9 protein-coding genes are annotated in these 10773 nt (G+C 73.0%); 5 read left to right on the top strand and 4 right to left on the bottom strand.

Translation table 11 applies throughout. From position 1 onward, the window contains the following. The first annotated feature begins 239 nt into the window (after nt 1-239). A complete protein-coding gene (locus ACFWM7_RS14535) occupies nt 240-1133 on the top strand; it encodes an alpha/beta fold hydrolase (protein WP_383260085.1) in 894 nt (297 codons plus the stop codon). 32 nt (nt 1134-1165) lie between these two features. Here the strand turns inward: ACFWM7_RS14535 and ACFWM7_RS14530 are convergent, their stop codons facing one another. The 3 genes from ACFWM7_RS14530 to ACFWM7_RS14520 all read right to left on the bottom strand — a co-directional run bounded on the left by ACFWM7_RS14530 (nt 1166) and on the right by ACFWM7_RS14520 (nt 4390). Next, the gene (locus ACFWM7_RS14530) at nt 1166-2806 is read right to left on the bottom strand and encodes a transporter (protein WP_383260083.1); all 1641 of its coding nucleotides are present in this window, start codon (nt 2804-2806) and stop codon (nt 1166-1168) included. Beyond that, nucleotides 2803-3642 (bottom strand): ABC transporter ATP-binding protein, encoded by an 840-nt coding sequence (locus ACFWM7_RS14525; protein ID WP_383260081.1) that lies wholly within the window; start codon nt 3640-3642, stop codon nt 2803-2805. The genes ACFWM7_RS14530 and ACFWM7_RS14525 overlap by 4 nt, the downstream gene beginning before the upstream one ends. A 61-nt stretch (nt 3643-3703) precedes the next feature. Then, a complete protein-coding gene (locus tag ACFWM7_RS14520) occupies nt 3704-4390 on the bottom strand; it encodes a bifunctional DNA primase/polymerase (protein WP_383260096.1) in 687 nt (228 codons plus the stop codon). 300 nt (nt 4391-4690) lie between these two features. On the opposite strand from ACFWM7_RS14520, the gene ACFWM7_RS14515 reads away from it, so the two are divergent. Both ACFWM7_RS14515 and ACFWM7_RS14510 read left to right on the top strand, forming a co-directional pair. Next, entirely contained in the window at nt 4691-6073 is a 1383-nt protein-coding gene (locus tag ACFWM7_RS14515; RefSeq protein WP_383260080.1) for a transcriptional regulator, read from the top strand. Nucleotides 6074-6283: 210 nt separating this feature from the next. Then, entirely contained in the window at nt 6284-7876 is a 1593-nt protein-coding gene (locus ACFWM7_RS14510; RefSeq protein WP_383260077.1) for a hypothetical protein, read from the top strand. Nucleotides 7877-7949: 73 nt separating this feature from the next. Here ACFWM7_RS14510 and ACFWM7_RS14505 read toward each other — a convergent pair whose 3' ends face one another. Continuing rightward, nucleotides 7950-9221: an ABC transporter substrate-binding protein gene (locus ACFWM7_RS14505; RefSeq protein WP_383260076.1), complete on the bottom strand. Its 1272-nt coding sequence runs from the start codon at nt 9219-9221 to the stop codon at nt 7950-7952. Nucleotides 9222-9395: 174 nt separating this feature from the next. Between ACFWM7_RS14505 and ACFWM7_RS14500 the strand changes: the two genes are divergently transcribed. Together ACFWM7_RS14500 and purU are read left to right on the top strand one after the other, a co-directional pair. Beyond that, nucleotides 9396-9842: a hypothetical protein gene (locus ACFWM7_RS14500; protein ID WP_383260092.1), complete on the top strand. Its 447-nt coding sequence runs from the start codon at nt 9396-9398 to the stop codon at nt 9840-9842. A gap of 28 nt (nt 9843-9870) precedes the next feature. Then, nucleotides 9871-10767, top strand: a complete 897-nt coding sequence (purU, locus tag ACFWM7_RS14495) for a formyltetrahydrofolate deformylase (protein ID WP_383260074.1) — start codon at nt 9871-9873, stop codon at nt 10765-10767. Nucleotides 10768-10773 lie beyond the last annotated feature (6 nt).

Below are 10773 nucleotides of genomic sequence, written 5' to 3'. Positions count from 1 at the left end.
GTTCCTCCCCTGTGCTGACCTGGAGCCCCGAGCCCTCAAGGTCAGTTCCCGCGGGCCCCTGTCCCCGAGCGGCCCGCCTCCCGCTGAAGATCTCCCCAGGCCGGCCGGCATCAATCCTTGACGGGTGTCACTCGAACGTGGGGTCTTGGGTGGCGGAACCCCGTTTTCGAATAAAGGTTCGATAGCCTGGCGGGGCGCGACCACACGGTGATCGAGGACCAGAAGGGGGTGCCAGGACTATGGTGCGGCGCATCGATGTGACCGGAACCGACGGCGTACGCCTCGCGGCATGGGAGTTCGCCGACCCGCCCAAGGAGCGTGCGGAAGCGGTCGGCGCTCCCGGCGTCTTACTGCTGCACGGGCTGATGGGCCGGGCCTCGCACTGGGCCCCGACCGCCCGCTGGCTCGCCGAACGGCACCGCGCGGTCGGCCTCGACCAGCGCGGCCACGGCCGCAGCGAGAAGCCCGCCGACGGACCGTACACCCGCGACGCCTACGTCTCCGACGCCGAGGCCGCGATCGAACAGCTCGGGCTCGGCCCGGTCACCGTCGTCGGCCACGCCATGGGAGCGCTCACCGGCTGGCAGCTCGCCGCCAAGCGCCCCGACCTCGTCCGCGCCCTCGTCGTCTGCGACATGCGGGCCTCCGCCCTCGGGGCGGCCTCCCAGCGCGAGTGGAGCGACTGGTTCGACTCCTGGCCGCTGCCCTTCGCCACCCTCGCCGACGTACGGAAGTGGTTCGGCGAGGACGACCCCTGGGTGGAGCGGCCGAACCCCGCGCGCGGCGAGTTCTACGCCGAGGTGATGGCCGAGACCGAGGACGGCTGGCGCCCGGTCTTCTCCCGCACCCAGATGCTCCGCACCCGCGCCACCTGGGTCTTCGACGCCCACTGGGAGGAGCTGGCCCAGGTCAGGTGCCCCGCACTGGTGCTGCGCGGCCTCGACGGTGAGCTGGGCCGAGCCGAGGCCCAGGAGATGGTCCGGGTCCTGCCCCGCGGGCAGTACGCGGAAGTGGCGGACGCCGGCCACCTCGTCCACTACGACCAGCCGGAGGGCTGGCGGGCCGCCGTCGAACCCTTCCTGGAACAACTGGCCGAGGACAACCGCGACGACCGCGAACCGGTCTCGCCGTAGCCCTCGGCTCCCGCCCCCGCCGAGGGGGCGGCTCAGCCCTTGCTGACCGCCGCCAGGATCTCCGGCAGCCGGTTCGCCGTGCGCCCGGCCGCGATCCGCAGCCCCGCCCACCCGATGAGCGTCGCGTACACGAGCCCGCCCGGCACCATCAGCCACAGCGCGTCGTGGTGGTCCGTGACGTGCATCCAGATGGTCGGCACGATCACCGGCGCGGACAGCAGCGCCGCGGCCAGCATGCCGCCGAGGATCGAGATCCAGGCCAGGCCGCCCTGCCCCGGCACCACGTTCTTGAACGCGCCCTCCTGCGGAATCGAGTACGGGAACAGCGCCGAGGCCACCGCCCCCGTCGCCAGCATCGAGCCCAGCAGCGCGAAGGACAGGCCCAGCGCCCCCGGCAGCGACCGCCAGTCACCGATCATCGCCGCCGTCACCCCGCACACCAGCAGCGTGAACGGCAGGGTGAGCAGCAGCAGGACCAGCGCCCGCGCCCGCAGTTCGACGTACGCGTCCCGGGGCGAGGAGATCGTCAGCGCCACCATCCAGAAGGCCGAGGTGTCCTGGCCGAACTGGTTGTACATCTGCATGCCGAGCATTCCGGCGGCGAAGCACGCGAAGTAGACCGAGCCGGTGCCCTGCACCGCGTTGAGCAGCGGCACGATCGCTCCGACCGCCAGCGCCGTCACCCAGGCCGCCTTGGTCTTCGGATCCCGGGCCACGTACCGCAGACTGCGCTGCATCACCGTCCCCGTACGGCCCTCCGGCAGCAGCGCCGACAGACCGCGCCGCCCGGACTCCTTCTCCTTGCGGGCCGGCTCCGCCGCCGTCAGGGTCGAACCGTCCGGCGCGGTCATCAGCTTCACCAGGCTCCGCTGCCACATCCACATCAGCGCCACCAGGGCGCCCACCGTGATCAGGAGCTGGGCGACTGCGACTGCGTACGAACCGTCCGACGCCGCGTCCACCGACGCCACGGCCGAGGCGCCGGGCAGCCAGCGCACCACGCTCGCCGCCGGGTCCAGAGCGGACAGCCCGCCCGCCTGGCCGAGCCGCTGCGCGCCGAAGTTGACGAACTGGATGCCCACCGCGATCACCAGCCCGCTGAGCACCGCGAGGTCGCGGCCCTTGCGGGAGTTCAGCAGCCGTACGTTGGCCGTGGCCACCGCCCGGGACAGCGCCACGCACAGCAGCATCGTCAGCGGGACCGCGAGCACCGCGAACACCACGCCCGCCGCCCCGTGCGCCAGCGCGAGGACCGAGCCGACCACCAGGCACAGGGTGAACAGCGGGCCGATGCCGACCATCGAGGACACCAGCAGGGCCCGGATCAGCGGCTCGGGCCGCAGCGGCAGCATCACCAGCCGGGTCGGGTCGAGGGTGTCGTCACCGCTGGGGAAGAACAGCGGCAGCACCGCCCAGCCGAGCGCCACGACCCCGGTCAGCAGCACCACGACCGTGCCCGCGTGCTCGTTGCCGCGCAGCAGGACCAGGGCGAGCACCTGACCGGCCGCGAGCAGCAGGCTGACGACGAGCGAGGCGATGAACGCCGCCTTGCGCCCGGAGGACTGCCGCAGCCCGTTGCGCAGCAGCGTCAGCTTGAGCCGTACGAAGACGGGGGTCAGGTTCGTCACCGGCGCCGGGGCGGCGGAGGTGACCGGGGCGTCCAGCACGCTCATCGGGCGCCGCCCAGCCAGTCGAGGGAGTCGCCGTTGTCCCGGCCGCCCGCGCCGACCAGTTCGAGGAAGGCGTTCTGCAACGACGGCGCGTCACCGCGTACCTCCGCCAGCGTGCCCTGCGCCTTGATCCGGCCCGCCGCCATCACGGCGACCCAGTCGCACAGCGACTCGACCAGCTCCATCACATGGCTGGAGAAGACCACGGTCGCCCCGGACCGGGTGTAGCGCTCCAGCACCCCGCGGATGGTCTGTGCCGAGACCGGGTCGACGCCCTCGAACGGCTCGTCCAGGAACAGCACTTCGGGATTGTGGAGGAGGGCGGCGGCGAGCCCGATCTTCTTCCGCATGCCGGTCGAGTAGTCGACGACCAGCTTGTGCTGCGCGCCCGCGAGGTCCAGCACGTCCAGCAACTGCGTGGCCCGCTTGTCCACCTCGTCGCCCGGCAGCCCGCGCAACCGGCCGTTGTACGCGAGCAGTTCACGCCCCGAGAGCCGCTCGAACAGCCGCAGCCCCTCCGGCAGCACCCCGATCCGGGACTTCACCTCGACCGGATCCGTCCACACGTCGTGGCCCGCGACCTCGATCTTCCCCATGTCGGGCCGCAGCAGCCCGGTGACCATCGAGAGCGTCGTCGTCTTGCCCGCCCCGTTGGGCCCCACCAGGCCGATGAACTTGCCCGCGGGCAGCTCCAGATCGACCCCCGCGACGGCGATCTGCTCCCCGAACCGCTTCCACAGCCCTTGTACGCGGACGGCGGGCCGCACCTCGTGCGCCCCGCCTGTCGCCGCGTCCGTCGCCACCTCTGTCTCCGTACGCGCATCTGCCCGGTCCGGCATGGCACAGCCTCTCGATGGTCCCCACGTGGTGGGGTCCACCCTACGAAAGGCCCCTGGCGCCCTACGAGGCCCGGGCGCGGGAGTCGGCCGCCTCCCGGGCGCAGGCGTACGCCAGCGGGCTGATCAGCTCGTCCACATCGGGCAGCCAGCGGTTGGCGTGGGTGGGCCGGCGGGCCCACTGCACGGCGCCCCGGCCGCCGACCCTGGTCGGCGGGGCGGCGACGTAGTGGCCCTCGCCGCGGCCGGTCAGATCGATCGCCTCGGCGTTCCAGCCGAGCGCGCGCACCAGCTCGGCGGCCTTGGCGGCGCCGCCCGGCAGCACGAAGAACAGCATCCGGCGGTCGGGGGTGCGGGTGACCGGGCCGAGCGTCAGGTCCATCCGCTCCATCCGGGCCAGCGCCAGGAAGCCCGCGGACTCGGGGACCTCCAGCGCGTCGAAGGCCCGGCCGGCCGGCAGCAGCACCGAGGCGCGGGGCTGCCGGGTCCACATGCGCCGGGCCGCGGCCCCGCTGCCGGTCGCCTGGCCCGCCCAGTCCGGCCGGTCCGCGTGGGCGCCGGGCAGGGCGCAGCCGGCGTCGCCGCACGAGCACGGCTCCCCGCCGCCCGCCGCCTCCAGCCAGGTACCGGGGAACACGTCCCAGTGACGCTCTTCCGCATACCGCACCGCGGCGTCGAGCAGCGGCTCGCTCCGCTGCTGAGGGACCTGCGCGGCTTCCGTGACTCCGATGGGCTCTTCCACGCCCAGCACAACTCCCGCCGTCACCTGGGGTTACGGCCTCCCCTGAACCGGGCCCGGCGCATCGATCCTGCACGCGGGGCGCACCGGTGCACGGGCGGGGGCGCGCGTGAGGCGTCACACCGAAGGACGGGTAACCACCTCCAGGGCCGCCGCCCAGGACCGCTCCCGGGCCCGCGCGACGGTGCAACGCGCCATGTCCGTACCGAGTCCGTACCGAGTGCCGATGGAATATGCGCATTTCTTGTGTATGTGCCGGGCAGTGATCCCTTCCACCGATCACTGCACATAACCGATGTTTCAGGGGGACATATGGCTGCAAGGCCTCTCGTAGCCCGCCAGCCCAACGAACGGCTTCAGACGCTCATCCAGGAGGCCGCCTGCTCCAACGCGGGCCTCGCGCGCCGGGTGAACATGGTCGGGGCCGAGCGGGGGCTCGACCTGCGCTACGACAAGACCTCCGTGGCCCGGTGGCTGCGCGGACAGCAGCCCCGGGGCCGGGCCCCGGGGATCATCGCCGAGGCGCTCGGCCGCAAGCTGGGCCGTACGGTCACGATCGAGGAGATCGGTATGGCCAACGGCAAGAACCTGGCCTCCGGCGTCGGCCTCCAGTACGCGCCGACCGTCGCCGGGGCCGTCGAGCAGGTCTGCGAGCTCTGGCGCAGCGACGTGGGCCGCCGCGATCTGCTCGCCGGGTCGGCGGTCGCCGCGTCCGCGCTGGTCGAGCCCAGCCGGGACTGGCTGATCTCGGGCCCGGACGCGCAGGTCGAGCGGACAGCGGGGGCCCGGGTCGGGATGTCCGACGTCGAGGCGGTGCGGGCGACGACCGCCGCGCTGACCGACCTCGACCACCGCTTCGGCAGCGGCCATGTGCGGCCGGTGCTCGTGCACTACCTCAACAGCGTGGTCTCCGGGCTGCTTTCGGGGGCGTACCGCGAACAGGTGGGGCGCGAGCTGTTCGGCGCGGTGGCCCGCCTCACCGAGCTCGGCGGCTACATGGCGGTCGACACCGGGCAGCCGGGCCTGGCCCAGCGCTACTACATCCAGGCGCTGCGCCTCGCCCAGGCGGCGGGCGACCGGGCGTACGGCGGCTATGTGCTCGCCGCCTCGATGAGCCATCTCGCCGCCCAGCTCGGCAACCCCCGCGAGATCGCCCAACTGGCCCGCGCCGCGCAGGAAGGGGCCCGGGGCCAGGTCACCCCCCGCGCCCAGGCGATGTTCTACGCGGCGGAGGCCCGGGGCCACGCACTCCTCGGGGACGCCCGGACCTGCCACGCGGTGACGGGGCGGGCGGTGGCCGCGCTGGAGCAGGCCGACCCGGACTCCGGCGACGACCCGGTCTGGATCCGGCACTTCGACGCCGGCTACCTCGCGGACGAACTGGCCCACTGCCACCGGGATCTGGGGCAGCCGCACGAGGCCGCCCGGCGGGCCAAGGAGGCGCTGGCCGCGCTGCCGGAGACCCGGGCCCGGCGTCGGGGCATCGCGCTGGTGCTGCTCGCCTCGGCCCAGGTGCAGCAGCGGGAGGTGGAGCGGGCGTGCCACACGGGGACGCGGGCGATGGAGCTGCTGTCGACGGTGCGCTCCAGCCGGGGCGCCGAATATCTCGACGACCTCCAGCAGCGGCTCACGCCCTACGGGGAGGAGCCCGCGGTGCGGGAGTTCGGCGAGCGGCTGGAGCTCCAGGCGGCGTGAGGAAGGGGTGGTCGCCCGGGGCGGCCGGGCCGCTTCCGGGGCGTTCCGGGGGCCCGGCGTGGCGGCCCGGCCCTATAACAGCGTCGTTGGGCCGCGGGGTGTTACCCACCCTGTGAAGGGGGCGTGAGGGGCACCACGCGCTTGGCGGAGGCGGGCGGCCACCCGATAGCGTGAGCCGACGATTCCGTAGGTTCACACGTAGGAGTCCCGGTGACGCAGAGCGGACAGGGCGGACAGGGCGGCGAGCACCAGCTCCCCGCCGCACGACCCGCGCACGAGGGTGTCGTGCTGCCCGCCGACGGCGGAGCCCCCTGGACCCCGGGGGCCGCGGCCGGGCAGGGCGGGCAGCAGGGGGCTCCTGCGGGCGGTGAGCCGTGGGGGCAGCAGTGGGGGCCGCAGCAGCAGCCGGAGGGCGGCTACGGCTACCCGCCGGCACAGCCACTGCCGCCCGCGCAGCAGGCGCCGGGGCCGGAGACGTACCAGCAGCCCGGGGCGTACCAGCAGCCTCAGCCGCCCGGGCCCTACCAACAGCCTCAGCCGCCCGGGCCCTACCAACAGCAGCACGAGCCCCAGCAGCCTGGCGCGTACCAGCCGCAGTACCCGCAGCAGAACCACCCCGAACAGCCGCACCAGCCGCAGCACAACTCCCAGCCGTACGCGCAGCCGCTGCCGCCGGAGGCCGGGCCGGGCGCGCAGGGTGCCCAGGGCGGCCACGGCGGCGCCCACGGGGCTCCCGGTGTTCCCGGCGGTGACGCGGACGCCACGCAGTACATCGCGCCCGTCCCCGGCGGCCCCGGCCCCGTCGGGCCGCAGCCGGGCGGCGGGGACGCCGACGCGACCCAGTACATACCCCCGGTGCCGGGCGGAGCCCCGTACGGGATCAGGCCCGGTGCGCCGGGGGACCGGCAGCCGCCCGCGGAGTTCGACAACCTGTTCCGCAACGACGAACCGGCGGGCGCCACACAGCAGATGCCGCAGTTCGATGCGGGGCAGCAGCCCCCGTCCCCGTACCAGCAGCAGGGCTACCAGCCCCAGCGCCAGCCCCAGGGCGGCCAGTTGCCGCCGCAGGCGCCCGGCGGCGGCTACCAGTCCGGCCTCCAAGGCTTCCAGGACCGTGCGGAGCAGGACGGGGCGGTCCCGCAGCAGAGCGGCGAGGCCCCGCGCCGGCGGTCCGCGCACGTTCCGCTGATCGCCGCGGTCGTCGTCGGCTGCGCGGTCATCGGACTCGGTGCGGGCGCGCTGATGAGCGGCGGCGACGACTCCGGCAAGGACGACAAGCAGCCGGTGGCCGCGAAGAGTTCACCGGCCGAGGCGGAGCCCACCACCAAGGCGGCGCCGCCCGACCCGGCGAAGCCGCAGGCCGAGGCGCTGGACAAGCTGCTGGCCGACAGCAACAACAGCCGGGCCGCGGTGATCAGCGCGGTCGAGAAGATCAAGTCCTGCAAGGACCTGGACCGGGCGGACGCCGATCTCAGGGGCGCCGCCCAGCAGCGCCGCGACCTGGTGACCCGGCTCGAAGGACTGACCGTCGACAAGCTCCCGCAGAACGCGAAGCTGACGGCCGCGCTGAACCGGGCCTGGAAGGCCTCGGCGGCGGCCGACGACCACTACGCCACCTGGGCCCGGCAGGCCAAGAAGAACAAGTCCGTCTGCAAGGGCGGGCAGGCCCGGTCGACGAACGAGACCGCCAAGGCCAACCAGCAGAGCGGGGTGGCCACCCAGGCCAAGCGCGAGGCGTCCACCCTCTGGAACGCGATCGCGGGCAAGTACAGCCTGACCGAGCACACGCCCACCGAGCTCTGATCCAGACGAGAACCCCTAGGGGTGTCGTCAAACTGCCGTCGTCGCCCGGCAGGCGGCAGTTTGACGACCGGCCCTAGGTGCGCGGGGCGTCCGTCAGGGCGTCAGCGACGTCCACGAAGCCCTTCTTCTGGGCGGTGAGGCGGCCCTCGCGGACCACCTGGAACGTCACCTTCGTATTGACGATGCGCGGGTAGCTCAACGTGCCCACCAGGTCCTTGAAGCGCCAGCGGAGCGTCGGGGTCAGGCCGCCGGTGTCGACCTCGACGCCCCCGTTGAGGGCGGCCACGACCCGGCCCGATGTGACGTCCTCGTCACCGATCGCCCCGACCGCCGCCCGCAGCGCCGTGTACGCGATCCACGTCGTCTGCACGGCGGTGTCGTCCGGGTCGATGCGGTTGTCCCCGAAGGCGTACTTCCCGATCACGTCGCGCATCTGCTGCCAGCGCGCGTTCCTCGCGTCCGGGTACCAGCCGGTGACGTAGGCGCCTTCGAAGGGGCTGTTCCGGCCGCCCGTGCGGTTGATGAGCGGCTGGCTGACGCTGCCCAGCACGGAGGAGATCCTGACCTGCTCGCCGTCCGGCTCCAGTCGGCGGAAGGAGTCGAAGAACGTCTCCGTACGGGCGCCGAGCACCGCCGTCACACAGCCGCCGCCGGACCGCTCCAGCGCCTGCGCGGCCTGCTCGTCGTAGGACGTGGCGTCCAGGGGCGCCAGGATGTCGGTGGAGGCGGGACGGTGGGCGGCCGTCAGCCCGTTGTTCAGGAGCGGCGGCATGCCGTCGCCGCCGATCGAGTCGGGCCGCACCAGCGAGACCCGGGTGCAGCTGCCGCCCAACTGCCGTCCGTGGCCCGCCAGCAGGGCCGACTGGCCGCCGTTGACCGGGTAGGAGAGGTAGCTGCTGAACTCCTCGGTGGAGGCGCCGTACCCGCCGATGTACGGGACGCCGCCCGCCTCCAGCGCGGGCATGAAGCTCTGCCCGTGGCGGCTGTACGAGCCGACGACGGCGGCCACCTTCTTGTCGACGGCCTCCCGCGCGCACCGCTCGGCGCCGAGCGAGGTGTCGCCCTCGTCGCAGACGACCACCCGCAGCTCGCGCCCGTCGATGCCGCCGGTGTCGTTGACCCAGCGGGCGTACGTCTGCGCCATCGCGGGCACCCCGGCCATCTTCACCGCGTTGATGTCCTCCGACCGGTCGGGCGCCCAGGTCATCACGGTGACGGGCTCCCTGGACCCCCCCGAGGCCCCAGGGAGCACACCGCAGCCGGACAGCAGGACCGCCCCTGCCGCCGCCGCGCAGATGACGCCCGGGAAGGGGCGGGGGAAGGTGGGGCGTCGCCGTCCGGTCATGGACCAGGACCCTTCCGGGCCCCGGGTAACGGCGCGGTGTGCGGTCCTCAACGCTCGGTGACGTCCAGGTGAATTACGGGGGCCCGTGCGGGGGCGGTGTGAAGGAACGTACGATCGAGCACCGTGCAGCAAGGTTCGGAGAACTCTTCCCGTCGCGGCCGTCGCTCCTCCACCATGGGCGGCATGCCGCTCACTGACATGCCGTGGTGGCGCTGGCGCACCAACGTGCGCTCGGCGCTGCACATGCTCTCCGACCCCGTCTTCCACCACGAGTGCTGGCTCGCCGGCCGGGAAGGGTACGGGGACGTCACCGACGCCGTGTACCGCCTGGTCGAGGACACCTGGCTCGACAACTGGTCCGCCGAGAAGTACGTCGGCACCATATTCAGGGACTCCGCCGAGGCCGCCGCCGTGGACGCGGCCGCCCTGCGGGTCCTGCGGATCATGCACCAGGTCGGCGCGGACGCCCCCGTCTCCGCCTATCTGGAGCACCCCGGCTGGCCCGAGGCCGTCCAGGCGGCTCGCGAGGCCCATGTGATGCTCGCCACCAACGACGCGGAGGATCCGGACATACCGCCGCGCTCACTGGACGTCATCCGCATCATGACCAGGGCCGCCTAGCACGGCCCGGGTGTGGCACGCTACGAGGATGACCGCGCCACAGCCCGCCTCAGCCGCCATCCCGGACGCTGCCGCGACCGAGCAGTACGTCCTCACGCTCTCCTGCCCCGACAAACAGGGCATCGTGCACGCCGTGTCGAGCTATCTCTTCATGACCGGCTGCAACATCGAGGACAGTCAGCAGTTCGGGGACCACGACACGGGTCTGTTCTTCATGCGCGTCCACTTCTCGGCGGACGCCACCGTGACCGTGGACAAGCTGCGCGCCAGCTTCGCCGCGATCGGGGAGGCCTTCCGGATGGACTGGCAGATCCACCGGTCGGACGAGAAGATGCGGATCGTGCTGATGGTCAGCAAGTTCGGCCACTGCCTCAACGACCTGCTGTTCCGCTCGCGTACGGGCGCGCTGCCGGTGGAGATCGCGGCCGTCGTCTCCAACCACACGGACTTCGCCGAGCTCGTCGCCTCGTACGGCGTCCCCTTCCGGCACCTTCCGGTGACCAAGGACAACAAGCCGGAGGCGGAGGCGGCGCTGCTGGAGCTGGTCCGCGAGGAGGACGTCGAGCTGGTCGTCCTCGCCCGCTACATGCAGGTCCTCTCCGACGACCTGTGCAAGCAGCTCAGCGGCCGGATCATCAACATCCACCACTCGTTCCTGCCGAGCTTCAAGGGCGCCAAGCCCTACCACCAGGCGCACGCGCGCGGCGTGAAGCTGATCGGCGCGACCGCGCACTACGTCACGGCCGACCTCGACGAGGGCCCGATCATCGAGCAGGAGGTCGAGCGCGTCGGCCACGACGTCACCCCCGACCAGCTCGTCGCCATCGGCCGGGATGTGGAGTGCCAGGCGCTGGCGCGCGCGGTGAAGTGGCACGCGGAGCGGCGCATCCTGCTCAACGGCCGCCGCACGGTGATCTTCGCGTAGCGGCTC

The sequence above is a fragment of the Streptomyces sp. NPDC058375 genome (assembly GCF_042723425.1).
GTDB lineage: Bacteria > Actinomycetota > Actinomycetes > Streptomycetales > Streptomycetaceae > Streptomyces > Streptomyces durocortorensis.
Note: the sequence above shows the minus strand (reverse complement) of the source record. Positions and strands in the feature narration are given on the sequence as shown.

Coding starts and splice junctions, on each gene's coding strand:
- ACFWM7_RS14515 (WP_383260080.1), top strand. CDS start 4,691: ATGGCTGCAAGGCCTCTCGTAGCCCGCCAGCCCAACGAACGGCTTCAG.
- ACFWM7_RS14530 (WP_383260083.1), bottom strand. CDS start 2,806: ATGAGCGTGCTGGACGCCCCGGTCACCTCCGCCGCCCCGGCGCCGGTG.
- ACFWM7_RS14505 (WP_383260076.1), bottom strand. CDS start 9,221: ATGACCGGACGGCGACGCCCCACCTTCCCCCGCCCCTTCCCGGGCGTC.
- ACFWM7_RS14500 (WP_383260092.1), top strand. CDS start 9,396: ATGGGCGGCATGCCGCTCACTGACATGCCGTGGTGGCGCTGGCGCACC.
- ACFWM7_RS14525 (WP_383260081.1), bottom strand. CDS start 3,642: ATGCCGGACCGGGCAGATGCGCGTACGGAGACAGAGGTGGCGACGGAC.
- purU (WP_383260074.1), top strand. CDS start 9,871: ATGACCGCGCCACAGCCCGCCTCAGCCGCCATCCCGGACGCTGCCGCG.
- ACFWM7_RS14535 (WP_383260085.1), top strand. CDS start 240: ATGGTGCGGCGCATCGATGTGACCGGAACCGACGGCGTACGCCTCGCG.